The organism is Streptomyces tendae, from assembly GCF_008632955.1.
Classification (GTDB): domain Bacteria; phylum Actinomycetota; class Actinomycetes; order Streptomycetales; family Streptomycetaceae; genus Streptomyces.
In genome coordinates, this window is record NZ_CP043959.1 from 1,493,652 (window position 1) to 1,518,186 (window position 24,535).

Sequence of the window (24,535 nt, forward strand, 5' to 3'; positions counted from 1 at the left end):
TACGGTGTTCTCGACAGACCGGCGGCCCGGGGCGACACTTGTGCGGCCCGCCGGGCGTGAGGGGGCCGGGACCTGGGCCTGTCGTCCGTAAGAGGAAGGTGTACTCGTGCCGCGCCGCAGAATCGGCTTCTGGTACCGCTTCGCCGCGGTGATCTGCAAACCGCCGCTGGTGGTACTGCTCAAGCGGGACTGGCGTGGAATGGAGAACATTCCGGCCGAGGGTGGATTTATCACCGCGGTGAACCACAATTCACACATCGATCCTCTGGCCTACGCGCACTTCCAGTACAACACCGGCCGTGTTCCGCGATTCCTCGCGAAGAGCGGCCTTTTCAGCAAGGGATTCGTGGGCGCCGCGATGCGCGGCACCGGGCAGATCCCCGTGTACCGCGAGAGCACCGACGCGCTGAGCGCCTTCCGGGCCGCGATCGACGCCGTGGAGCGCGGCGAGTGCGTCGCCTTCTACCCGGAGGGCACCCTCACCCGGGACCCGGACGGCTGGCCGATGACCGGCAAGACCGGTGCCGCGCGGGTGGCGTTGGAGACCAAGTGCCCGGTGATCCCCGTCGCCCAGTGGGGCGCCAACGAACTGCTGCCGCCGTACGCCAAGAAGCCGCGTCTGTTCCCGCGCAAGACCAGCAGGGTGCTGGCCGGCCCGCCGGTGGACCTCGATCGCTTCTACGACCGGGAGATGACCCCGGAACTCCTCAAGGAGGCGACCGGGGCGATCATGGCCGCCGTCACCCGCCAGCTGGAGCAGATCCGCGGCGAGAAGGCCCCGGAGAAGCCCTACGACCCGCGCGAGGAGCGCCTGGAGCAGCGGCGCAGGACGTACCGGCAGCAGCGGCAGGACCGGACGCCCCGGCAGGACCGCACCCGGGACGACCGGGCCGTCGTACGGGAAGAAGGGCTGGGCACGTGAGCAAGTCGGTCAAGGCGGCCGTCTTCGGCACCGGATCGTGGGGGACGGCCTTCGGCATGGTCCTCGCCGACGCGGGCTGCGACGTCGTGCTGTGGGGACGGCGCCCCGAACTCGCCGAGGCGGTCAACTCCACCCGCACCAACCCCGACTACCTGCCCGGGGTCGAACTCCCCGAGAACCTGCGGGCCACCTCGGACGCCGCCGAGGCCGCACGCGGCGCCGACTTCACCGTCCTCGCGGTGCCGTCGCAGACGCTGCGCGGCAACCTGGCCCAGTGGACCGATCTGCTCGCGCCCCGCACGGTGCTGGTGTCCCTGATGAAGGGCATCGAGCTCGGCTCCGCGATGCGGATGAGCGAGGTGATCGACGACGTCGCCAAGGTCGGCCGTGAGCGGATCGCCGTGGTCACCGGACCCAACCTGGCCCGGGAGATCGCCGCCCGGATGCCGGCCGCCGCCGTGGTCGCGTGCACCGACGAAGAGGTGGCCCGGCAGCTCCAGACCGCCTGCCACACCCCGTACTTCCGGCCGTACACCAACACCGACGTCATCGGCTGCGAGCTGGGCGGCGCGGTGAAGAACGTGATCGGCCTCGCCGTCGGCATCGCGGACGGCATGGGACTCGGCGACAACACCAAGGGCTCGCTCATCACCCGCGGCCTCGCCGAGACCACCCGGCTCGGCGTCGCGCTCGGCGCGGACCCGCTGACCTTCTCCGGACTCGCGGGCCTGGGCGACCTGGTGGCCACCTGCTCCTCGCCGCTGTCCCGCAACCACACCTTCGGCACCAACCTCGGCAAGGGACTGACCCTGCAGGAGACCATCGCGGTCACCAAGCAGACCGCCGAGGGCGTCAAGTCCTGCGAGTCGGTGCTGGACCTGGCCCGCCGGCACGACGTCGACATGCCGCTCACCGAGACGGTCGTCGGGATCGTGCACGAGGGCAAGCCCCCGCAGGTGGCTCTGAAGGAGCTGATGTCGCGCAGCGCGAAGCCCGAGCGACGCTGAGCGACGGCCCCTCCGTTCGGCCCACGTACGGCGTTGCGGGCGCTGTGTCCCGGCCCTGCCAACGGGTACGCTCGTCGCGATATGAGCACCGAGAACCTCCCCCAGAGCCCCGACTCGCCGTCGCGCAAGCCGCGTGTGGCCGTCGTGTTCGGCGGGCGCAGCTCCGAGCACGGGATCTCCGTGGTCACCGCCGGCGCCGTCCTCAAGGCCATCGACCGGACCAAGTACGACGTCCTGCCGATCGGCATCACCCAGGACGGCCGGTGGGCGCTCACCGCCGACGAACCGGACCGCATGGCGATCACCGAGCGTCGCACGCCCAGCGTCGACCAGCTGGCCGAGTCCGCGGAGGGCGCGGTGGTGCTCCCCGTCGACCCCGCCGACCGGGAAGTCGTGTACAGCGAACCGGGATCGGTGCCCAAGGCACTCGGTGAGGTCGACGTGGTCTTCCCCGTGCTGCACGGCCCCTACGGGGAGGACGGCACGCTGCAGGGTCTGCTCGAACTCTCCGGCATCCCCTACGTGGGCGCCGGTGTGCTCTCCTCGGCCGTCGGCCAGGACAAGGAGTACATGAAGCGGGTGTTCACCTCCTTCGGGCTGAAGGTCGGCCCGTACCTGGTGATCCGGCCGCGCGAGTGGGCGCAGGACGAGCCGGCGGCCCGCAGGCGGATCGTCGAGTTCGCCGGCGAGCACGGTTGGCCGCTGTTCGTGAAGCCGGCCCGCGCCGGTTCGTCCATCGGCATCACCAAGGTCGAGGACCTCGGCGCCCTGGACGACGCCATCGCCGAGGCCCAGCGCCACGACCCGAAGATCCTGATCGAGGCGACGCTGCGCGGGCGCGAGATCGAGTGCGGCGTGCTGGAGTTCGAGGACGGGCCGCGCGCCTCGCTGCCCGCCGAGATCCCGCCGCCGGACGCGCACGCGTACTACGACTTCGAGGCCAAGTACATCGACTCCACGCCCGGCGTCGTGCCCGCGCCGCTGACCGACGAGGAGACGGCCGAGGTGCGCCGGCTCGCCGTCGAGGCCTTCGACGCGGCGTCCTGCGAGGGGCTGGTCCGGGCGGACTTCTTCCTCACGGAGGACGGCGAGTTCGTGATCAACGAGATCAACACCATGCCCGGCTTCACGCCCATCTCGATGTACCCGCAGATGTGGCAGGCCACCGGCGTGAGCTACCAGGAGCTCGTCGACCTCCTCATCGAGGCGGCGCTGCGGCGGTCCACCGGACTGCGCTGAGCGCGACCCGCACGCGTCAGGAGGCGATCCCCTCGGGGATCGCCTTCTTCACTGCCGGGGCCAGATCGATCAGCACGCCCGTGCTGTCACGCCCGTCGGACACCCTGACCTCGACATACGCCTCGCGGTTGGCGGTGGTGAAGCGGTAGACGCCGTCGTCCTGCTTCTCCATCAGCCAGTCGACGCCGTTCACGCCGCCCGGTACCGCGTCGGCGTCCTGTCCGTTGGCCACCTTGGGATCGGCCATCTTCGGGGGCCGCTCCACACCGCACCGCAGTATGATCGCCACGCCGCCCCAGCCCGCGGTCAGTTCGGACGCGGGTTCGGGATCGTCGCGACTCTCACCGTCCACCGTCGCCGGCAGGACCTCGTCCAGGTTCTGACACAGCTCGGTGACCTTCGCGTCCGGGCTGGGAACCGCCGTGGACGCGCTGTCGTCTGCTGAGGAGCAGCCCGCGGTGGTGATCAGCACCGCGAGCGCGGAGCAAACGGCGTGCCGGTGACGGAAGGAGTTCACCGACACAGGGTAGACGGGGGCTACAGATGGACGACCGGGCAGGTCAGGGTGCGGGTGATGCCGTCCACCTGCTGGACCTTGGCCACCACCATGCGGCCCAGGTCGTCGACGGTGTCGGCCTGGGCGCGCACGATGACGTCATAGGGACCCGTCACGTCCTCGGCCTGGACGACTCCAGGGATCTTGCCGATCAGATCGGCGACGGTCGACGCTTTGCCGACCTCCGTCTGGATCAGGATGTACGCCTGTACCACGGAACCTCCAGGGCGGCCACGAGGATCATGTGGGGAAAAGGAACGCCACGGTATCGCGTCGCCGCTCGTCGCGGGGAGACCTGCGGGAACCGGGGCTTGCGCGCCGGGGTACAGGCACGGGAGAAGTTGACGGTCAGTTCGACCGTAGCGAGGACTAGGACGACCCGCGACCGGGCACGGACAGTGACAGAAGGGGCGAAAGGGAAATGAAGGGCACTGTTGGTGAGCTAGGGGAGTTCGGGCTCATCAGGGAGCTCACCTCCCGTCTCACCACCACCCCGGCGGTCCGGGTCGGCCCCGGCGACGACGCCGCGGTGGTCTCCGCACCCGACCGCAGGGTCGTGGCCAGCACCGACGTCCTGGTGGAGGGCCGTCACTTCCGCCGCGACTGGTCCACCGCCTACGACGTCGGCCGCAAGGCCGCCGCCCAGAACCTCGCCGACATCGCCGCCATGGGTGCCGTGCCGACCGCCCTGCTGCTCGGCCTGGTCGTGCCCGCCGAACTGCCGGTGACGTGGCCCAGCGAACTGATGGACGGGCTGCGCGACGAGTGCCAGGTGGCCGGGGCCGCGGTCGTCGGCGGGGATGTCGTGCGCGGCGACACCATCACGGTGTCCATCACCGCGCTCGGCGACCTGCGCAACCAGGAACCGGTCACGCGGGGCGGGGCGCAGCCCGGCGACATCGTCGCCGTCACCGGCTGGCTCGGCTGGTCCGCGGCCGGGCACGCGGTGCTCTCCCGCGGGTTCCGCTCCCCGCGCGCCTTCGTCGAGGCCCACCGGCGTCCCGAGCCGCCCTACCACGCGGGCCCGGCCGCCGCAGGTCTCGGCGCGACCGCCATGTGCGACGTCAGCGACGGCCTGATCGCCGACCTCGGGCACATCGCCGAGGCCAGCAAGGTCCGCATCGACATCCGCTCCGGCGCCATCGACATCCCCTCGCAGATGAACGACATCGGGCAGGCCGTCGGCGTCGACCCCATGCAGTGGGTGCTGACCGGCGGCGAGGACCACGCGATCGTGGCCACCTTCCCGCCGGACGTGAAGCTTCCCGCCCGCTGGAAGATCATCGGCGAGGTCCTCAACCCGTCCGCGCTGCCGCAGGTCACGGTGGACGGGGCGCCGTGGACCAGCCAGGGCGGCTGGGACCACTTCGGGGACATCGAGTCATGACCGCCCCGCCCCGGGTGCTGACGGTGGCCGGCTCCGACTCCGGCGGGGGAGCGGGCATCCAGGCCGACCTGAAGACGATGCTCGCGCTCGGCGTGCACGGGATGAGCGTGCTCACCGCGGTGACCGCGCAGAACTCCCTGGGCGTACAGGGCGCCTGGGAGCTTCCGGTGGAGGCGGTACGGGCCCAGTACCGCAGCGTGGTCGACGACATCGGGGTGCAGGCGGTCAAGACCGGCATGCTGTCCTCGGCCGAACTCGTGGAGGCCGTCGCCGACTTGCTCGCCGGCACCGATGCGCCGGCGGTGGTCGACCCGGTGGGGGTCTCCAAGCACGGCGACGCGCTGCTGGCGGCGTCCGCGCTGGACTCCGTCCGCACGAAGCTGCTGCCGGTGGCGACCGTGGCCACCCCGAACCTGGACGAGGTGGGGCAGCTCACCGGCGTCCGGGTCGGCTCGGAGCCGGACATGCGGCGGGCCGCCGCCGCGATGCTGGAGTTCGGGCCGCGCTGGGTGGTGATCAAGGGCGGCCATCTGTCCGGCGACGCGGTGGACCTGCTCACCGACGGGTCCGAGGAGCACTGGCTGCGCGCCCCCAGGCAGGACAACCGCCACACCCACGGCACGGGCTGCACCCTGGCGTCGGCGATCGCCTCGTACCTGGCGAAAGGACACCCGGTCCCCGAGGCGGTCACGGCGGCGAAGACCTACGTCACCGGAGCACTGGCCTCGGGCTTCGCCCTCGGCGGAGGCATCGGCCCGGTCGACCACGGGTGGGCCCTGCGCCGGGACGGCGAGGGGTAGCCGCACGGGGGCCTGCCGGCCACGGGCCCGGGTGCCCGCGGGCCGTTCTGTTGTGGCCTACGGCACGGCGGCCGCCGGCCATGAGCGGTCCCGACAGCCGTCGGGCGACGTGGGCGGGGGCGGGGGCGTGGGGTAGTCGCCCGAGGGGCCCTGCCGGCCACGGGCCCACGTGGCCGCCGGCCGATCGGGAGCCGTTCAGCTGTGGACCACGCACTCCGGCCGCCGAATTCCGATCGGGGCCGACAGCCGTCCGGGAGACGTGCGCCGGAGTCCGGGGACGTGGGGATCCCGAAGGGGCCCGTCGCCCGTGGTGCGGGCGGCCGGTCCCGATCCGGGGCGCGGGGCGTGAACGCCGGCTCGTTCCTCAGGCCCGGCCGGCCGGGGGAGGGCGTCAGGCGGAGACTCGGGGAGATCCCCGAGGTGTGCGCCGGAGCCGGGCGGCGTGCGGAGCCGGGGTGCCTCGCCGGCGGCCTTCCGTGGGCTCACCGCGAACGTGCGCTCGATCCCGCGTCAAGCGTCCGGGCGTCAGGCCGCCGCCTCGTCGGGTACAGCAAAAAGCCGGTCCACCCCGAGGTGGACCGGCTGGTTGCGGCGATACCGGCTGTGGCCGCGCGCTCAGCGAATGCGTCAGCGCGAGACCTTGCCGGCCTTGATGCACGAGGTGCAGGCGTTCACGCGCTTCGGCGTCCCGCCGACCACGGTACGCACACGCTGGATGTTCGGGTTCCAGCGGCGGGACGTACGGCGGTGCGAGTGCGAGATGTTGTTGCCGAAGCCCGGCCCCTTGCCGCAGACGTCGCAGTTGGCAGCCACGGGTCACTCCAAAGACTTCAGATGCACTTACGGTTGATCCCGGCAGGCCGGGATCCAGATCCAGGACTCGAAGAGTCCGGCGGATCTGAGTGGCGTTGCCAGGGTGGGAGACGCCCGATCAGATCGGGCAACCGGAGCAGCATACAACGGCTGCACCCGTAGAACGAAACTAGCATGCCAGCTCACGGGCCTGCCTGCGGCCCTCTTCCGGTGGGCAGGGGCCCACGGTCTACGCTGCGTGCCACGTCCAGCAGCTCAAGGAGGCGCAGGTGCCGCAGGTGCCGCAGACATTCTTCGATGCTCTCGCGGTGCGTGCCTGGTGCGGTCTCGCGCTCGACTCGCTGGGACGGGCCCGGGAGGAGATCGACGCGATCAACGTCTATCCCGTGGCGGACGGCGACACCGGGACCAATCTCTATCTGACGCTGGAGTCGGCCGCCACGGCAGTGGAGGCGGTGTTCGCCGGTCACGAGGCCGGTGGGGGAGCGGAGCCCGGCCCGGCCATGGCCGACGCGGTACGGGCGATGGCGCACGGCGCGCTGATCGGCGCCCGCGGCAACTCCGGCACGATCCTCGCCCAGCTGCTGCGCGGGATGGCCCAGGTGCTGGCCTCCGACGACGCCCCGGCCCACGCCGACGGTCCCGGCCTGGGCCGCGCCCTGCGGCAGGCGGCCGACTCCGCCCGGCAGGCGGTGGCGCACCCGGTCGAGGGCACGGTCCTCACCGTCGCCTCGGCCGCCGCCGACGCCGCCGCGACCGTGGCCGGCGCGGCGGACCGCGACTGCGGGGAGGTGGCCCGCGCCGCCTACGAGGGCGCCTGCGCGGCGCTGGCCGAGACCCCGGACCGGCTGGACGTCCTGCGGCGCGCGGGCGTGGTCGACGCGGGCGGACGCGGACTGGTGACGGTGCTCGCGGCACTGGTGGAGACGCTCACCGGGGAGACGCCCCGTACGACCGCCGGACGCGCCGCCGTCCCCGGACCCTACGGGCGCGTGGAGCCCGGCGAGGCGGCACACGGCACGCCCGCCCCCTGCGAGGACGGTGACAGCGGTGCACAGGCCGGCAATCCCGCCTTCGAGGTGATCTACCTGCTGGAGGCCGAGGACGCGGCCGTCGCCCGCCTGCGGAAGCGGCTCGACGCCCTCGGTGACTCCCTCGTCGTGGTCGGCGGCGACGGCCTGTGGAACGTCCATGTGCACGTCGACGACGCCGGCGCCGCCGTGGAGGCGGGCGTCGAGGCGGGACGGCCGTACCGCATCCGGATCACCCACTTCGGCGCCGGGACGCGCACGCCCCGGGGCCGGGCGGACGCGGGGGAGCGGGTCCAGCGCGCCGTCGTCGCCGTGGTGCCGGGCGAGGGCCTGGCCGGGCTGTACGCGGAGGCCGGCGCCACCGCCGTACTCGCACGCCCGGGTGAGCCACCCGCGAGCGGCGAGCTCGTCCAGGCCGTACGGCGCGCCCACGCGCGCGAGGTGGTGCTGCTGCCCAACGACGCCGACCTGCGCCACACCGCCGCCGCGGCGGCCGAACAGGTGCGGGGCGAGGGGGTCCGGGTGGCGCTCATCCCCACCCGTTCCGCGGTCCAGGGCATAGCGGCGCTGGCGGTGCACGAGCCGGAGCGCCGCTTCGACGAGGACGTGGTCGCGATGACCTCGGCGGCCGGAGCCACCCGCTACGCCGAGGTCACCGTCGCCGAACGGCAGTCCTGGACCATGGCGGGCATCTGTCAGGCCGGCGACGTCCTCGGCCTGGTCGACGGCGATGTGGCCGTCATCGGCCAGGACCTCACGGCCACGGCAGAAGCGGTCCTGGACCGCATGCTGGCGGCGGGCGGGGAACTGGTCACGCTGGTGCTCGGCGACGGCGCCCCGGAGTTGGTCGCCGAACGTCTGGAGGCCCGCGTCCGCGAGGGCTACCTGGCCGTCGACACGGTCGTCTATCACGGCGGCCGGCAGGGCGCCGTCCTCCTCATCGGGGTCGAGTGACGACCGCGTGACCCCGGGGGCCGCCGCCCGACGCGCCCCGGCGCCGGTGACCCGCGGTCCACGCTCTGTCAGTGCGGTGGTGTCCAATGGATGCCGTGCCCGCACTGGACGAACCACTGAAGAAGGTGCTCGGCCCCGCCACCGCGAAGGTGATGGCCGAGCACCTCGGCCTGCACACCGTCGGCGACCTCCTGCACCACTACCCGCGCCGGTACGAGGAGCGGGGCCAGCTCACGCACCTCGCCGACCTCCCCATGGACGAGCACGTCACCGTGGTCGCGCAGGTCGCCGACGCCCGGCTGCACACCTTCGCCTCCAGCCGCGCCCCGCGCGGCAAGGGCCAGCGCCTGGAGGTGACGATCACCGACGGCAGCGGCCGGCTGCAACTGGTCTTCTTCGGCGCCGGTGTCCACAAGCCGCACAAGGAACTCCTGCCGGGCACCCGCGCGATGTTCGCCGGCAAGGTCTCCGTCTTCAACCGCCGTCTCCAACTCGCTCACCCCGCCTACGAGTTGCTGCGCGGGGACGCCGAGGAGACGGTCGAGACCTGGGCCGGCGCCCTGATCCCGATCTACCCCGCCACCGCCAAGCTGGAGTCCTGGAAGATCGGCAAGGCGCTGCAGACGGTGCTGCCCAGCGCCCAGGAGGCGGCCGACCCCCTGCCCGAGCCGCTGCGCGAGGGCCGCGGCCTGGTCCCGCTGCCCGAGGCGCTGCTGAAGATCCACCGGCCGCACACCAAGGCCGACATCGAGGACGCCCGCGCCCGTCTCAAGTGGGACGAGGCGTTCGTCCTCCAGGTCGCCCTCGCCCGCCGCCGGTACGCCGACGCCCAGCTCCCCGCCGTGCCCCGCCGCCCACGGCCGGACGGGATCCTCGCCGCCTTCGACGACCGGCTCCCCTTCACCCTCACCGAGGGCCAGCGCAAGGTCTCCGAGGAGATCTTCGCCGGCCTCGCCACCGAACACCCCATGCACCGCCTGCTCCAGGGCGAGGTCGGCTCCGGCAAGACCCTGGTCGCCCTGCGCGCCATGCTCGCCGTCGTCGACGCCGGCGGCCAGGCGGCGATGCTCGCGCCCACCGAGGTGCTCGCCCAGCAGCACCACCGTTCGGTCACCGAGATGATGGGGGAGCTGGCCGAGGGCGGCACGCTCGGCGGCGCGGAGAACGCCACCAAGGTGGTCCTGCTCACCGGCTCCATGGGGGCCGCCGCCCGCCGCCACGCCCTGCTCGACCTGGCCACCGGCGAGGCCGGCGTCGTCATCGGCACGCACGCGCTGATCGAGGACAAGGTGCAGTTCCACGACCTCGGACTGGTGGTCGTCGACGAGCAGCACCGCTTCGGCGTCGAGCAGCGCGACGCCCTGCGCGGCAAGGGCAAGCAGCCGCCGCACCTGCTCGTCATGACCGCCACCCCCATCCCGCGCACGGTCGCCATGACCGTCTTCGGCGATCTGGAGACCTCCGTCCTGGACCAGCTCCCGGCCGGGCGTTCCCCCATCGCCAGCCATGTCGTCCCGGCGGCCGACAAACCGCACTTCCTCGCCCGCGCGTGGGAGCGGGTACGCGAGGAGGTGGAGAAGGGCCACCAGGCCTACGTGGTCTGCCCCCGCATCGGCGACGAGGAGGACGGCGCCAAGGCGAAGAAGAAGGCACCGGAGGACGAGGCCGAGAAGCGGCCCCCGCTCGCCGTCCTGGACATCGCGGAGCAGCTCGCGCGGGGCCCGCTGGCCGGACTGCGCGTCGAGGTCCTGCACGGCAGGATGCAGCCCGACGACAAGGACGCCGTGATGCGCCGGTTCGCCGCGGGCGAGGCCGACGTGCTGGTGGCCACCACCGTCATCGAGGTCGGCGTCAACGTGCCGAACGCCACCGTGATGGTGATCATGGACGCCGACCGTTTCGGCGTCTCCCAGCTGCACCAGCTGCGCGGTCGTGTCGGCCGCGGCTCGGCCCCCGGCCTGTGCCTGCTGGTCAGCGAGATGCCCGAGGCGAGCGCCGCCCGCCAGCGGCTGAACGCCGTCGCCTCCACCCTCGACGGCTTCGAGCTCTCCCGCATCGACCTCGAACAGCGCCGCGAGGGCGACGTGCTGGGCCAGGCCCAGTCCGGCACCCGGTCCAGCCTGCGCATGCTCGCCGTCATCGACGACGAGGAGGTCATCGCCGAGGCCCGCGAGGAGGCCACCCGGATCGTCGCCGCCGACCCGGACCTGGAGCGCCTGCCCGCGCTGCGCACGGCTCTGGACGCGCTGCTGGACGAGGAGCGGGAGCAGTACCTGGAGAAGGGCTGACAGACTGGGACGCGGCCACCGGCCCGTACACACCGACCCGTACTCACGGACAAGGACCGAGGACATGACTCGCGTGATCGCCGGCGCGGCCGGCGGACGCCGCCTGGCCGTCCCGCCGGGGCAGGGCACCCGCCCCACCTCCGACCGGGCGCGCGAAGGCCTCTTCTCCACCTGGCAGTCGCTGCTCGGCGGCCCGCTCGACGGGGAACGCGTCCTCGACCTGTACGCCGGCTCCGGCGCCGTCGGCCTGGAGGCCCTGTCACGCGGCGCCGGACACGTCCTGCTCGTCGAGGCCGACGCCCGCGCGGCGCGCACCGTCCGGGAGAACGTGAAGTCGCTCGGGCTCCCCGGCGCCGAGGTGAGGACCGGCAAAGCGGAACAGATCGTCCGTACCGCGCCCCCGGAGCAGCCGTACGACATCGTCTTCCTCGACCCGCCCTACGCCGTCTCCGACGACGATCTCCGCGAGATCCTGCTCACACTCCGCACCGAGGGGTGGCTCGTCGACGACGCCCTCGTCACCGTGGAGCGCAGCACCAGAGGCGGAGAATTCGCGTGGCCGCCGGGCTTCGAGGGGATCAGGGCCCGTCGTTACGGCGAGGGAACGTTTTGGTACGGTCGCGCCGCCTCTACGTGCGAAGACGCACGATGACCGGACCGGAGAGCGAGGGATCACCAGTGCGCCGCGCCGTATGTCCCGGGTCGTTCGACCCGATCACCAACGGACACCTCGACATCATCGCCCGGGCCTCCCGGCTGTACGACGAGGTCTACGTCGCGGTGATGATCAACAAGTCCAAGAAGGGCCTGTTCGAGATCGAGGAGCGGATCGACCTGATCCGCACCGTCACCGCCGAGTACGGCAACGTCAGGGTCGAGGCGTTCCACGGCCTGCTCGTCGACTTCTGCAAGCAGCGCGACATCCCCGCCATCGTCAAGGGCCTGCGCGCGGTGAGCGACTTCGACTACGAACTGCAGATGGCCCAGATGAACAACGGCCTTTCGGGCGTGGAGACCCTCTTCGTCCCGACCAACCCCACCTACAGCTTCCTGTCCTCCTCGCTCGTCAAGGAGGTCGCCGCCTGGGGCGGGGACGTCTCCCACCTGGTGCCGGCCGAGGTCCTGGCGCGGCTCACCGAACGCCTGCGGCAGGACTGACCCGGCCGGTGCGCCGCGGGTGGGGCCGTCCGGTGTCCACCGGACGCCCCGTGGCCGTACAGTCGTCCCGTCCGTCTCCAACACAGCTGTAGAGAGTGGCGAGCACACGGTGGACGTGCAGAAGAAGCTCGACGAGATCGTCGCCTCGGTCTCCAGTGCCCGGTCGATGCCCATGTCGGCGTCGTGCGTGGTCAACCGCGCCGAACTGCTCGCCATGCTCGACGAGGTACGCGCGGCGCTGCCCGACTCCCTGGCGCAGGCGGAGGAGTTGATCGGCGGCCAGGCGCAGATGGTCGAGCAGGCCCGCCAGGAGGCCGAGCGGATCATCTCCGAGGCGCACGCCCAGCGTGGCACGCTGGTCGCCGACACCGAGGTCGCCCGCCGCTCCCAGGCCGAGGCCGACCGGATCCTCGCCGAGGCCCACAAGGAGGCCGAGGAGATCCGCGCGGAGGCCGACGACTACGTCGACTCCAAGCTCGCCAACTTCGAGGTCGTCCTCACCAAGACGCTCGGCTCCGTCGGCCGCGGCCGCGAGAAGCTGCTCGGCACCGGCCCCGGCCTCGACGAGCAGGGCTACGAGGACGAGGACGCCCCCGAGCGCAGCCACGACCCCGAGACCCTGCGCCGCACCGCCGACGAGTACGTCGACGTCAAGCTCGGCGCGTTCGAGGCGGTGCTCGCCAAGACCCTGGAGGCCGTCGGCCGGGGCCGGCAGAAGCTGCACGGCCGGATCGCCACCGACGACCTGGGCGCGCTCGCCGACGACACCACGACCGTCCACCACTCCAGCGACGCCGACTACCTCGCCGACCTGGCCGCGCTGGCCGAGCAGGACGCCCCGGCCAGGCAGCCCGAGCCGCAGCAGCAGCCGCCGCAGCCGCAGACCCAGCCGTACGCCCAGCCCGAGCCCGCCTACGGCTACCAGCAGCAGCCGGACCCCTACGCGGGCTACCAGCAGCAGTACGGCGGCGCCCAGGACCCGTACGCGCAGACCGCCGCCGGCTACGCCCAGGCCGACCCGTACGCCGCCTACCAGGGCTACGACGGCTCCCAGCAGCCCTACGACCACGCCCAGGCCGCCCAGCAGGCGCAGGCCCAGCACGGGCAGCACGCGCAGCAGGGCTACACGCTGGACGAGACGAGCCTCTTCGACACCGGCATGATCACGCCCGAACAGCTCGAGGCGTACCAGCGCGAGCGGGGCCTGTAGGCCCGGATTGGGACGAGAGCGGAAGGTCCAGTATCCTGGCTCTTCGGTCGCGCGTATGACCGCGATCCACGCTGCCCGGGAAGCACCGAACGGCAGCGACCCCCCGAGCTCGAAGATCGAAAGCAGGAATGGCTCTGAACGCCCGCCTCGACCACCGCAACCCCCTCGTGTTCGACACGCACGAGCTGGGGAGGCGGCCCGGTGCGCTGCAGCGCCTGACCCGTACGGTCGACGCTCCGAAGGATCTCGGGATCCAGGGAGTCGTCGGAGTGCCGGAAGGCGCCCCGGTGGAGCTCGAACTGCGGCTCGAGTCGGTCATGGAAGGTGTGCTCGTCACAGGCACCGCCCGTGCCAGGGCCACGGGGGAGTGCGTAAGGTGTCTGGAGCCGGTCGAGCTGGAGCTCGAAGCGGACTACCAGGAGATGTTCTCGTACCCTGACGCCGACGACCGGGGCCGCGTGACCGCGGAACCGGGCGACGACGCCGAGGACGACGAGGACAGGCTCTTCCTCGAGGACGGCTTGTTCGACCTCGAGCCGGTGCTGCGTGATGCGGTGGTGCTCGCACTGCCGATGCAGCCGGTGTGCCAGGAAGACTGCCCGGGTCTGTGCTCCGAGTGCGGAGCACGGCTGGCGGACGACCCGGACCACCACCACGACGCCGTCGACATCCGTTGGGCGGCATTGCAGGGACTCGCCGGCACCATGAAGGACGGCGAGAAGGACGAGATGAGCGGCGCCGACGCAGGCGTCGACGAGAAGCAGGAGAAGTAGCCGTGGCTGTTCCGAAGCGGAAGATGTCGCGCAGCAACACGCGCCACCGCCGGTCGCAGTGGAAGGCTGCGGTCCCCACCCTGGTTGCGTGCGAGCGCTGCCACGAGCCCAAGCAGCAGCACATCGCGTGCCCGTCTTGCGGCACTTACAACAAGCGCCAGGTCCTCGAGGTCTGAGCGGCTGGTGAGAGGCACTGTGTCCACGCCGAAGAAAAACTCTGCGGACAACCAGGCCTCGTCCCACACGCTTCTGGAAGGGCGGCTCGGCTACAAGGTCGAGTCCGCCCTTCTGGTGCGTGCGCTGACCCATCGTTCCTACGCGTACGAGAACGGCGGTCTGCCGACGAACGAGCGGCTGGAGTTCCTCGGGGACTCCGTGCTCGGCCTCGTCGTCACCGACACGCTGTACCGCACCCACCCCGACCTGCCCGAAGGCCAGCTGGCCAAGCTGCGGGCCGCGGTGGTCAACTCGCGTGCGCTGGCGGAGGTGGGCCGCGGGCTCGACCTCGGCTCCTTCATCCGGCTGGGCCGTGGTGAAGAGGGAACGGGCGGCCGGGACAAGGCGTCCATCCTCGCCGACACCCTGGAAGCGGTGATCGGTGCTGTCTATCTCGACCAGGGCCTGGAATCGGCGGCGGAGCTGGTGCACCGCCTGTTCGACCCGCTGATCGAGAAGTCTTCGAACCTGGGAGCCGGCCTGGACTGGAAGACCAGTCTCCAGGAGCTCACCGCGACCGAGGGGCTCGGTGTTCCCGAGTACCTGGTCACGGAGACCGGCCCCGACCATGAGAAGACCTTCACTGCTGCCGCCCGCGTCGGAGGCGTCTCGTACGGCACCGGCACCGGCCGCAGCAAGAAGGAGGCGGAGCAGCAGGCCGCCGAGTCCGCCTGGCGGTCCATCCGGGCCGCGGCGGACGAGCGGGCCAAGGCGGCTCAGGAGGCCGAACAGGTCGTCCAGGCCGCCGAGGCCGAAGCCTCCGGCAGGAGCGCCGACGCCCCGTCGGCCTCCGCCTGACGTAGTACGCGCGCGACCCGAGCGCCCGTCCCCGCACCCGGGGCGGGCGCTCGGCGCACGTTCCACCGGTCCTGGGAGGGGACGCCATGCCCGAGCTGCCCGAGGTCGAGGTCGTACGACGCGGTCTCGAGCGGTGGGTCGCCCACCGGTCCGTCGCCGACGCCGAGGTCCTGCACCCGCGCGCGGTGCGCCGTCACCTCGCCGGTGCCGACGACTTCGTCCACCGGCTGAAGGGCCACCGCATCGGTGTCCCGCGCCGCCGCGGCAAGTACCTGTGGCTGCCGCTGGAGGACACCGACCAGTCGGTGCTGGCCCACCTCGGCATGAGCGGCCAGCTGCTGATGCAGCCGCACGCGGCGCCGGACGAGAAGCACCTGCGGATCCGCGTCCGCTTCACCGAGCCGCAGTCACCGGACGCCGGCCCGGCCGGGGACACCGAGCTGCGCTTCGTCGACCAGCGCACCTTCGGCGGTCTGTCGCTGCACGACAACACCCCCGACGGACTGCCCGACGTCATCGCGCACATCGCCCGCGACCCGCTCGACCCGCTGTTCGACGAGGAGGCCTTCCACCAGGCCCTGCGCCGAAAGCGGACCACCATCAAGCGGGCGCTGCTCGACCAGTCGCTGATCAGCGGCGTCGGCAACATCTACGCCGACGAGGCGCTGTGGCGGGCCCGCATCCACTACGAGCGCCCGACGGCGGGCTTCACCCGCCCGCGGACCCTGCTGCTGCTGGGCCATGTGCGGGACGTGATGAACGCGGCCCTCGTCGCCGGCGGCACCAGCTTCGACAGCCTCTACGTCAACGTCAACGGGGAGTCCGGCTACTTCGACCGGTCCCTGGACGCGTACGGCCGTGAGGGTCTGCCCTGCCGCCGCTGCGGGACTCCGGTGCGCCGGCGGGCGTGGATGAACCGCTCCAGCTACTTCTGCCCGAGGTGTCAGCGGGCGCCGCGCGCCGTGTCGTAGCGCTCACGGGCCTCGAGGACGGTGTCCATGCGGTCCTCCAGGAGGTGGATGAGGGCCAGCAGGTGCTCGGCCACCTCACGGCCGAGCGGGGTCAGCTCGTAGTCCACCCGGGGCGGGTTGGTCAGCTGGGCCTCGCGGTGCACCAGGCCGTCGCGCTCCAGCGCGTGCAGGGTCTGCGACAGCATCTTCTCGCTGACGCCGTCGACCCGCCGCCGCAGCTCGTTGAACCGCAGCGAGCCCTCGTACAGCGCGCCCAGGGTCAGCGCCCCCCAGCGCCCGGTCACATGCTCCAGCGTGACGCGGGAGGGGCAGGACTTGGCGAACACGTTGAAGGGAAGGTCCCGGTCCTCAGGGGCCGACTGCACGGTCGTCATGAAGCCAGCGTACTTCAGACCAGCGCTTACCGAAGGGTTGCGCTAACCATGGGTGAGCGCCCAGCCCCTCCGGTCTGCCCTGCTGCTCAATACCCGAAGTTCTGGGTCCACCAAGGGCCGCCCGGGCCCATGTGGACGCCTACGCCCAGGGTCTTGAAGTCGCAGTTCAGGATGTTCGCCTTGTGGCCGGGGCTGTTCATCCAGGCTTCCATGACCGCCTCGGCGTCCGCCTGGCCCCGGGCTATGTTCTCGCCGCCGAGGTTGGCTATGCCGGCCGCCTGGGCCCGGTCCCACGGGGTGTCGCCGTCGGGGTCCGTGTGGTCGAAGAAGCCGCGGCCGGCCATGTCGTCGCTGAAGGCGGTGGCCAGTGCGGCCAGCGCGCTGTCCGCGGTGACCGGACTGCAGCCCACTTTGGCCCGCTCCGCGTTGACCAGCCGCAGCACCTCCGCGCCGGCGGCGACCTCGGCCGAGACCGGGCCCTTGCCCTGGTTGCCGGCCTTCCGTTCGGGCTCCGGCGTCGCCTTGCGGGCCGGCGCCTCCGCCTCGGTCTTCTCCGGCGCCTCCGCGGACTCCGTCTTCTCCGGGGCCTTCTCCGGAGCCTTGGTCGGCGCGTTCGAGGCGGACGGCGCCGACGTGGAGGGCTTCGGGGACACGGAACGCCCGCCGTCGCGGCTCGCCGGGGTACCGGCGTCCCGGCTGGGTGTCTCGGCGGATCCGGACGTGCCGCCCTGCCCGGTCGGCAGGTTGGTCGCCACGCCGCCGCCGGCCTGGACCTCGTCGCTGGAGGCGCGGTCGCCGCCGAGCTTGTAGTTCTCCAGTCCGGGCACCGCGCCGGTGGCCACCGCGACCGTACCGAGCGCCACCGCGGCGGACACGCCCAGCAGACCGGTGCGGACCGGCGTCGCGGCCTTCTTCTTCTTGCGCCGGTGCCCGCTGCCGGGCCGGTCGTCGGCGCCGACGGAGGACGTCCGGGCGGTACGGACCGGCCGGTGGCGCGGGGTCACGTCATGGTCCGGGAGCGGGTCGGCGGCGAACGAGTGGGCCGCGAAGTCGTACTCGGCGGTGCGGGGGCCGGGGAAGGCGCCGCCCACCGGGGGGTGACCGGCGGTCTCACCGGCGTAGGCGTACGCGGCGGGACCGGGTCGGTGTTCCGGTGCGGGCGCGGGCGCCGGGGCAGCGGCACCCGTCGCGTACAGGTACGCCTCGCTGCGGGCGTACGTCTCCGCGTAGGCCTCGGGGTTCAGGTACGGCGCGGTGCCCATGGTGGGCGGGCCGTCGGTTCCGGCGCCCAGCGGGTCCTGGCCTTCACCGAAGAAGCCGTCGTGGTGAGTGACCCCGGCGTCGCGGCTCGTGGCGGCGCGGCCGGCGTCGGAGCGTCGGTGGCGTCCCATGTCGTGGCCTTCCTCGTCCTTGCGGTCGACTCGTCTCGCGACCAGCCCGAAACTCAATGATCACGAAACTCACACGAAGGAGTGAGTTTCATATGAGATTCATGGGTGGGGACGCTACCGCATGACACCAGGGGGTGGAGTGCCCGGTGTGACTTTGTCCGGTTAGGTTGCAGGCATGAGCGAGGATGTGCGACTGGTCGCCTGGGTCAGGGGACATGTCCAGGGCGTGGGCTTCCGCTGGTTCACCCGGGCCAAGGCGCTGGAGATCGGCGGCCTGCGGGGCTTCGCCCTCAATCTGGGTGACGGCAGGGTGCAGGTGGTGGCGGAGGGTCCCCGCGCACACTGCGAAGGTCTGCTGGAGTGGCTCCAGGCCGGCGACACGCCCGGGCGGGTGGACGGAGTGACCGAGATCTGGGACACACCTCGCGGCGGCTACGACGGCTTCGCGATCCGCTGACGGGCCCCGCCCGGCCGGTCGGCACGCGTACCCCACGGCCGCCGTCGCGCGCCGTCAGCGGGGAAAAACTCCTGGTGATTGAGGAGAACGGCTTGCCACCGCGTGCGTCGCCCGCCAAGATGATCGCCACGTCCCGAGGACCCGTGAGGATCGCGACGCCGCCGCTTCCCGGCCGTGCGCACCCGGTTGTCCGCCAATACGGGGCGTGATCGTGTTGACCCTCAAACTTTTTGGTGAGACGCTGAAAGCCCCGCGCACCTTAGCTGTTTGGCATGGCTGAACGGCAGTACAACTCCAGGCCTGCCAAGCATCGCGGGTGCTCATCCCTCACGACCCACACCGCATCGGTCGGTCACTCATTGTGGAGGACCATCCATCATGGCAAAGGCGCTTCTCGGTTACGTCGGCGGCTCCGACCCGCGACTCCTCGCCGAGATGCGACGGCTCCAGCAGCGCGTCCAGGACCTGGAATCCGAGCTCGTACGGATCCAGGCCGAGAAGGACGCCCTGAAGGCTGCCGCTTCTCACGACAGGATCACGGAGAGCGTTGACGCACACCAGGCGGAGCCTGCGCTCACCTGATCACTGCATCGCTCCACGAACAGCAGCGCAGTGGTCGGGCTTGCCCGTCACCACCGCCACGCAGTCAGAACTGCAAGGGACGCTCCGGCGTCCCTTCTTTCTTTCTCCTTCGCGTCCCGGACACCTGCACCGCACGCGCCGTGCACCACCGCGAGAAACTCCGCGACCCCCGCGCGGCGAAGTCTCTGTCCCGCGCACCCTTTCACCGTCTTAACGTCTGGCATGCCCTGCGCGTTCACCCGCGAAACCGTGCGCTCATGGAGTGAGACATGCCCGGCGGGTAGAGTCCGACGGCGTGCACCTCAAGGCCCTGACCCTCCGCGGCTTCAAGTCGTTCGCCTCCGCGACCACGCTCCGCTTCGAGCCGGGGATCACCTGCGTCGTCGGTCCGAACGGCTCGGGCAAGTCCAACGTGGTGGACGCGCTCAGCTGGGTCATGGGCGAGCAGGGCGCCAAGTCGCTGCGCGGCGGCAAGATGGAGGACGTCATCTTCGCCGGCACCACCGGCCGCCCGCCGCTGGGCCGCGCCGAGGTGTCGCTGACCATCGACAACTCCGACGGCGCCCTCCCCATCGAGTACGCCGAGGTCACGATCACGCGGATCATGTTCCGCAACGGCGGCAGCGAGTACCAGATCAACGGCGACACCTGCCGTCTGCTGGACATCCAGGAACTGCTCTCCGACTCCGGTATCGGCCGTGAGATGCACGTCATCGTCGGCCAGGGCCAGCTCGACTCCGTCCTGCACGCCGACCCCATGGGCCGCCGCGCCTTCATCGAGGAGGCGGCCGGCGTCCTCAAGCACCGCAAGCGCAAGGAGAAGGCGCTGCGCAAGCTGGACGCGATGCAGGCCAACCTCGCGCGCGTGCAGGACCTCACCGACGAGCTCCGCCGGCAGCTCAAGCCCCTCGGCCGGCAGGCCGCCGTCGCCCGCCGGGCCGCCGTCATCCAGGCCGACCTGCGCGACGCGCGCCTGCGCCTCCTCGCCGACGACCTCGTGAAGCTGCGTGAGGCTCTCCAGGCCGAGATCGCCGACGAGGCCGCCCTCAAGGAGCGCAAGGAGGCTGCCGAGGCCGACCTGAGGAAGGCCCTCCAGCGTGAGGCCCTCCTGGAGGACGAGGTACGCCGGCTCACCCCGCGGCTGCGGAACGCCCAGCAGACCTGGTACGAGCTCTCCCAGCTCGCCGAACGGGTGCGCGGCACCATCTCCCTCGCCGACGCGCGCGTGAAGAGCGCCACGTCCGCGCCACCCGAGGAACGGCGCGGCCGGGACCCCGAGGACATGGAGCGCGAGGCCGCCCGCATCCGCGAGCAGGAGGCCGAACTGGAGGCCGCCCTGGAGGCCGCCGAACGCGCCCTGGAGGACACGGTCGCCCACCGCGCCGAACTGGAGCGCGAACTGGCGCAGGAGGAACGGCGCCTGAAGGACGCAGCCCGCGCCATCGCCGACCGGCGCGAAGGGCTCGCCCGGCTCAAGGGACAGGTGGGCGCCGCCCGTTCGCGGGCCGCCGCCGCCCAGGCCGAGATCGAGCGGCTGGCCGCCGCGCGGGACGAGGCCAAGCAGCGGGCCGTCGCCGCCCAGGAGGAGTACGAGACCCTCCAGGCGGAGGTCGACGGCCTCGACGCGGGGGACGCCGAACTCGCCGGGCGGCACGAGGAGGCCAGGCGCCGGCTCGCCGAGGCGGAGGCCGCCCTCACCGCCGCCCGCGAGGCGGCCACCGCCGCGGAGAGGAAACGTGCCGCGACCCAGGCACGTCACGAGGCGCTGGCGCTCGGCCTGCGCCGCAAGGACGGCAGCGGGGCGCTGCTGGAGGCGAAGGACCGGCTGCACGGACTGCTCGGACCGGCCGCGGAGCTGCTGACCGTGTCTCCCGGCCACGAGGTCGCCCTCGCCGCCGCGTTCGGCGCGGCCGCGGACGCCCTGGCGGTCACCACCCCGGCCGCGGCGGCCGACGCCATCCGTCTCCTGCGCAAGCAGGACGCGGGACGGGCCGCCCTCCTCCTGACCGGTCCGTCCCTTCCGGAAGAGCCCGCCGCAGCCGACACGGCCGGGGCGAGCGCCTCCTGGGGCGCGGGGAGCGACGTGCCCAGCCGCGACGCACCCGCACCCGCCGCTCCCTCCGCAACCCCCCACGCCGAAGCGCCCACCCTCCTCCCCGCGTCGTGCCTCGTCAGCGGTCCCGACGACCTCATGCCGGCCGTGCGACGGCTCCTGCGCGGCATCGTCGTCGTCGCCACCCTCGAGGACGCCGAGGAGCTCGTCTACGCCCGCCCCGACCTCACCGCCGTCACCGCCGAGGGAGACCTGCTCGGCGCCCACTTCGCGCAGGGCGGTTCGGCCGGCGCCCCCAGCCTGCTGGAGGTGCAGGCGTCTGTCGACGAGGCCGCCGCCGAGCTGGAGGAGCTCGCGGTGCGCTGCGAGGAGCTGGCCGGGGCACAGGAGGCGGCGGCCCACCGGCGCCGCGAGAGCGCGGCCCTCGTCGAGGAGCTGGGGGAGCGGCGGCGGGCCGCCGACCGGGAGAAGTCCACCGTCGCCCAGCAACTGGGGCGGCTCGCCGGCCAGGCCCGGGGCGCCGCAGGCGAGGCCGAGCGGGCCGGTGCCGCGGCCGCCCGGGCGCAGGAGGCCCTGGACAAGGCGCTCGCCGACGTGGAGGAACTCGCCGAGCGGCTCGAGACCGCCGAGGAGATGCCGTACGAGGAGGAGCCCGACACCTCCGTACGCGACCGGCTCGCCGCGGACGGGGCCAACGCCCGCCAGACCGAGATGGAGGCCCGGCTCCAGGTCCGTACGCACGAGGAGCGGGTGAAGGGGCTGGCCGGACGGGCCGACTCCCTGGACCGGGCCGCCCGCGCGGAACGCGAGGCGCGCGCGCGTGCGGAACAGCGCAGGGCCCGGCTGCGCCACGAGGCGGAGGTGGCCGGCGCCGTCGCCGCGGGCGCCCGCCAGTTGCTGGCGCACGTCGAGGTGTCCCTGGCCCGCGCCGCCGAGGAGCGCACCGCGGCCGAGGCCGCCAAGGCCCGCCGTGAGGAGGAACTCGCCCGCGCCCGTACCGAGGGACGCGATCTCAAGGCGGAACTTGACAAGTTGACGGATTCGGTTCACCGAGGCGAGGTACTAGGAGCGGAGAAGCGGCTGCGGATGGAGCAGCTGGAGGCGAAGGCGCTGGAGGAACTGGGTGTCGAACCGGCCGGGCTGGTGGCGGAGTACGGGCCGCACCAGCCGGTGCCGCCCTCGCCCCCCGCCGAGGGCGAGCAGCTGCCGGAGGACCCGGAGCACCCGCGCAACAGGCCCCGTCCCTTCGTACGGGCCGAGCAGGAGAAGCGCCTGAAGGCGGCCGAGCGTGCCTACCAGCAGCTCGGCAAGGTCAACCCGCTCGCCCTGGAGGAGTTCGCGGCGCTGGAGGAACGCCATCAGTTCCTCAGCGAGCAGCTGGAGGACCTGAAGAAGACCCGCGCGGACCTGCTCCAGGTCGTCAAGGAGGTCGACGAACGCGTCGAGCAGGTCTTCACCGAGGCCTACCGGGACACCGCCCGGGAGTTCGAAGGCGTCTTCTCCCGGCTCTTCCCGGGCGGGGAGGGACGCCTGGTGCTGACCGACTCCGACAACATGCTCACCACGGGCGTGGACGTCGAGGCGCGTCCGCCCGGCAAGAAGGTCAAGCGGCTGTCGCTGCTGTCGGGCGGCGAACGCTCCCTGACCGCCGTGGCGCTGCTCGTGTCGATCTTCAAGGCCCGCCCCAGCCCGTTCTACGTGATGGACGAGGTCGAGGCCGCGCTCGACGACACCAACCTCCAGCGGCTGATCCGGATCATGCAGGAGCTCCAGGAAGCCTCCCAGCTGATCGTGATCACGCACCAGAAGCGCACCATGGAGGTCGCCGACGCGCTCTACGGCGTCTCCATGCAGGGCGACGGCGTGTCGAAGGTCATCAGCCAGCGTCTCCGCTGAAGCGGCGCAACTTCTTCAATATGTGAACACCTTCTGGGGTTATCACGGGCTCCCGCGTCTCGAAGCTCACAGTTGCGCACCTCTTGACTTCAATAGTTGAAGACATAGTCTCTGCAATGTTGTTTTTACCTTCAGGTGCCTATGGCTGGAACCTTGAAGGGCTGACCCCCACCCGGCGACGTTGCCGGTGGCCCGAGGAGTACACGTGACCAGCACCGCGCAGGCACACACGACAGGAGCCCGGACGGCTCACCCCGAACATCTCGGGCACGTCATCTTCATCGCCGCGGCCGCCGCCATGGGCGGCTTCCTCTTCGGCTACGACAGCTCCGTGATCAACGGCGCCGTCGAGGCCGTCCGCGACCGCTACGACATCGGCTCCGCCGCACTCGCCCAGGTCATCGCCATCGCGCTGATCGGCTGTGCGATCGGAGCCGCCACCGCCGGCCGGATAGCCGACCGCATCGGACGCATCCGGTGCATGCAGATCGCAGCGGTCCTGTTCACCGTCAGCGCCGTCGGCTCCGCGCTGCCCTTCGCGCTGTGGGACCTCGCCTTCTGGCGGGTCGTCGGCGGCTTCGCCATCGGCATGGCCTCCGTCATCGGCCCGGCCTACATCGCCGAGGTCGCCCCGCCCGCCTACCGCGGCCGTCTCGGCTCCTTCCAGCAGGCCGCGATCGTCGTCGGCATCGCCGTCTCCCAGCTCGTCAACTGGGGCATCCTGAACGCGGCCGACGGGGACCAGCGCGGTGAGCTGATGGGTCTGGAGGCCTGGCAGGTCATGCTCGGCGTCATGGTGATCCCCGCCGTCCTCTACGGCCTGCTGTCCTTCGCCATCCCCGAGTCCCCGCGCTACCTGATCTCCGTCGGCAAGCACGAGCGTGCCAAGCAGATCCTCTCCGAGGTCGAGGGCGGCGAGATCGATCTCGACGCCCGCGTCACCGAGATCGAGACCGGCATGCACCGCGAGGAGAAGTCCAGCTTCAAGGACCTGCTCGGCGGCAGCTTCTTCTTCAAGCCGATCGTCTGGGTCGGCATCGGCCTGTCGGTGTTCCAGCAGTTCGTCGGCATCAACGTCGCCTTCTACTACTCGGCCACGCTGTGGCAGTCGGTCGGCGTCGACCCCTCGGACTCGTTCTTCTACTCGTTCACCACCTCGATCATCAACATCGTCGGCACGGTGATCGCGATGATCTTCGTCGACCGCATCGGCCGCCGGCCGCTCGCCATCATCGGCTCGGTCGGCATGGTGATCGGTCTGGCGCTGGAAGCCTGGGCGTTCTCCTCGGACCTCGTCGATGGCCAGCTGCCCGCCACGCAGGGCTGGGTGGCCCTGATCGCCGCCCACGTCTTCGTCCTCTTCTTCGCCCTGTCGTGGGGTGTGGTCGTGTGGGTCATGCTCGGCGAGATGTTCCCGAACCGGATCCGTGCCGCCGCCCTCGGTGTCGCCGCGGCCGCGCAGTGGATCGCGAACTGGGCCATCACCGCGAGCTTCCCGTCGCTGGCGGACTGGAACCTGTCCGTCACGTACGTGATCTACACGGTGTTCGCGGCGCTCTCGATTCCGTTCGTGCTGAAGTTCGTGAAGGAGACGAAGGGGAAGCGGTTGGAGGAGATGGGCTGACGCCCCTCTCCTCCCCTGTGACCCGGGGGGTCGGG

Annotated in this window: 23 protein-coding genes; 18 read left to right on the forward strand and 5 right to left on the reverse strand. The window is 71.8% G+C overall.

What is annotated here, in order from left to right; translation table 11 throughout:
* Positions 1-106: 106 nt before the first annotated feature.
* From F3L20_RS07040 to F3L20_RS07050, 3 genes are all read left to right on the forward strand, one after another.
* Positions 107-922: a lysophospholipid acyltransferase family protein gene (locus F3L20_RS07040; protein WP_145829937.1), complete on the forward strand. Its 816-nt coding sequence runs from the start codon at positions 107-109 to the stop codon at positions 920-922.
* Positions 919-1,929 (forward strand): NAD(P)H-dependent glycerol-3-phosphate dehydrogenase, encoded by a 1,011-nt coding sequence (locus F3L20_RS07045; RefSeq protein WP_150153097.1) that lies wholly within the window; start codon positions 919-921, stop codon positions 1,927-1,929. Before F3L20_RS07040 ends, F3L20_RS07045 begins: the two co-directional genes overlap by 4 nt.
* Before the next feature lie 81 nt (positions 1,930-2,010).
* Complete coding sequence (locus tag F3L20_RS07050) at positions 2,011-3,168, forward strand: D-alanine--D-alanine ligase family protein (protein WP_150153099.1); 1,158 nt, start codon at positions 2,011-2,013, stop codon at positions 3,166-3,168.
* A 16-nt stretch (positions 3,169-3,184) separates the two neighbouring features.
* On the opposite strand, the gene F3L20_RS07055 is transcribed toward F3L20_RS07050, so the two are convergent.
* A complete protein-coding gene (locus tag F3L20_RS07055) occupies positions 3,185-3,685 on the reverse strand; it encodes a DUF3515 domain-containing protein (protein ID WP_150153101.1) in 501 nt (166 codons plus the stop codon).
* Positions 3,686-3,705: 20 nt separating this feature from the next.
* Positions 3,706-3,939 carry an Lrp/AsnC family transcriptional regulator gene (locus F3L20_RS07060; protein WP_004983019.1) on the reverse strand — a complete coding sequence of 78 codons (234 nt, stop codon included), beginning with the start codon at positions 3,937-3,939 and terminating at the stop codon, positions 3,706-3,708.
* Positions 3,940-4,145: 206 nt separating this feature from the next.
* On the opposite strand from F3L20_RS07060, the gene F3L20_RS07065 reads away from it, so the two are divergent.
* Both F3L20_RS07065 and thiD read left to right on the forward strand, forming a co-directional pair.
* Entirely contained in the window at positions 4,146-5,111 is a 966-nt protein-coding gene (locus F3L20_RS07065) for a thiamine-phosphate kinase (protein WP_145829933.1), read from the forward strand.
* Positions 5,108-5,911: a bifunctional hydroxymethylpyrimidine kinase/phosphomethylpyrimidine kinase gene (gene thiD, locus F3L20_RS07070; protein WP_150153103.1), complete on the forward strand. Its 804-nt coding sequence runs from the start codon at positions 5,108-5,110 to the stop codon at positions 5,909-5,911. The genes F3L20_RS07065 and thiD overlap by 4 nt, the downstream gene beginning before the upstream one ends.
* Before the next feature lie 627 nt (positions 5,912-6,538).
* Here thiD and rpmB read toward each other — a convergent pair.
* Positions 6,539-6,724, reverse strand: coding sequence for a 50S ribosomal protein L28 (gene rpmB / locus F3L20_RS07075; RefSeq protein ID WP_003993230.1), 186 nt, complete (start codon positions 6,722-6,724; stop codon positions 6,539-6,541).
* Positions 6,725-6,993: 269 nt separating this feature from the next.
* Here rpmB and F3L20_RS07080 point away from each other — a divergent pair, with 269 nt between their 5' ends.
* From F3L20_RS07080 to mutM, 9 genes are all read left to right on the forward strand, one after another.
* Positions 6,994-8,709, forward strand: coding sequence for a DAK2 domain-containing protein (locus tag F3L20_RS07080; RefSeq protein ID WP_150153105.1), 1,716 nt, complete (start codon positions 6,994-6,996; stop codon positions 8,707-8,709).
* Positions 8,710-8,795: 86 nt separating this feature from the next.
* A complete protein-coding gene (gene recG / locus F3L20_RS07085) occupies positions 8,796-10,997 on the forward strand; it encodes an ATP-dependent DNA helicase RecG (protein WP_150153107.1) in 2,202 nt (733 codons plus the stop codon).
* A gap of 64 nt (positions 10,998-11,061) precedes the next feature.
* Complete coding sequence (gene rsmD / locus F3L20_RS07090) at positions 11,062-11,649, forward strand: 16S rRNA (guanine(966)-N(2))-methyltransferase RsmD (protein WP_150153109.1); 588 nt, start codon at positions 11,062-11,064, stop codon at positions 11,647-11,649.
* 26 nt (positions 11,650-11,675) lie between these two features.
* A complete protein-coding gene (gene coaD, locus F3L20_RS07095; protein WP_145829959.1) occupies positions 11,676-12,155 on the forward strand; it encodes a pantetheine-phosphate adenylyltransferase in 480 nt (159 codons plus the stop codon).
* Positions 12,156-12,264: 109 nt separating this feature from the next.
* A complete protein-coding gene (locus tag F3L20_RS07100; RefSeq protein ID WP_150153111.1) occupies positions 12,265-13,365 on the forward strand; it encodes an ATP synthase F0 subunit B in 1,101 nt (366 codons plus the stop codon).
* Positions 13,366-13,493: 128 nt separating this feature from the next.
* Positions 13,494-14,138: a YceD family protein gene (locus F3L20_RS07105; protein WP_145829927.1), complete on the forward strand. Its 645-nt coding sequence runs from the start codon at positions 13,494-13,496 to the stop codon at positions 14,136-14,138.
* Positions 14,139-14,140: 2 nt separating this feature from the next.
* Entirely contained in the window at positions 14,141-14,314 is a 174-nt protein-coding gene (rpmF, locus tag F3L20_RS07110) for a 50S ribosomal protein L32 (RefSeq protein ID WP_003951102.1), read from the forward strand.
* A gap of 19 nt (positions 14,315-14,333) precedes the next feature.
* Positions 14,334-15,152: a ribonuclease III gene (gene rnc / locus F3L20_RS07115; RefSeq protein ID WP_145829926.1), complete on the forward strand. Its 819-nt coding sequence runs from the start codon at positions 14,334-14,336 to the stop codon at positions 15,150-15,152.
* A gap of 86 nt (positions 15,153-15,238) precedes the next feature.
* Positions 15,239-16,123 carry a bifunctional DNA-formamidopyrimidine glycosylase/DNA-(apurinic or apyrimidinic site) lyase gene (mutM, locus tag F3L20_RS07120; RefSeq protein ID WP_150153113.1) on the forward strand — a complete coding sequence of 295 codons (885 nt, stop codon included), beginning with the start codon at positions 15,239-15,241 and terminating at the stop codon, positions 16,121-16,123.
* Here mutM and F3L20_RS07125 read toward each other — a convergent pair.
* Both F3L20_RS07125 and F3L20_RS07130 read right to left on the reverse strand, forming a co-directional pair.
* Complete coding sequence (locus F3L20_RS07125; protein WP_150153115.1) at positions 16,096-16,497, reverse strand: winged helix-turn-helix transcriptional regulator; 402 nt, start codon at positions 16,495-16,497, stop codon at positions 16,096-16,098. The two genes, mutM and F3L20_RS07125, sit on opposite strands and share 28 nt — an antisense overlap.
* Before the next feature lie 86 nt (positions 16,498-16,583).
* On the reverse strand, positions 16,584-17,888 hold the full coding sequence (locus F3L20_RS07130) for a CAP domain-containing protein (RefSeq protein ID WP_150153117.1): 1,305 nt from the start codon (positions 17,886-17,888) through the stop codon (positions 16,584-16,586).
* Between the two features lie 175 nt (positions 17,889-18,063).
* Here F3L20_RS07130 and F3L20_RS07135 point away from each other — a divergent pair, with 175 nt between their 5' ends.
* The 4 genes from F3L20_RS07135 to F3L20_RS07150 all read left to right on the forward strand — a co-directional run bounded on the left by F3L20_RS07135 (position 18,064) and on the right by F3L20_RS07150 (position 24,500).
* Positions 18,064-18,345, forward strand: coding sequence for an acylphosphatase (locus F3L20_RS07135; protein ID WP_150153119.1), 282 nt, complete (start codon positions 18,064-18,066; stop codon positions 18,343-18,345).
* Between the two features lie 378 nt (positions 18,346-18,723).
* Complete coding sequence (locus F3L20_RS07140; RefSeq protein ID WP_150153121.1) at positions 18,724-18,927, forward strand: hypothetical protein; 204 nt, start codon at positions 18,724-18,726, stop codon at positions 18,925-18,927.
* Between the two features lie 295 nt (positions 18,928-19,222).
* Positions 19,223-22,876 (forward strand): AAA family ATPase, encoded by a 3,654-nt coding sequence (locus tag F3L20_RS07145; protein ID WP_150153123.1) that lies wholly within the window; start codon positions 19,223-19,225, stop codon positions 22,874-22,876.
* A 205-nt stretch (positions 22,877-23,081) separates the two neighbouring features.
* Positions 23,082-24,500, forward strand: a complete 1,419-nt coding sequence (locus F3L20_RS07150; protein WP_150153125.1) for a sugar porter family MFS transporter — start codon at positions 23,082-23,084, stop codon at positions 24,498-24,500.
* Positions 24,501-24,535: the final 35 nt, after the last annotated feature.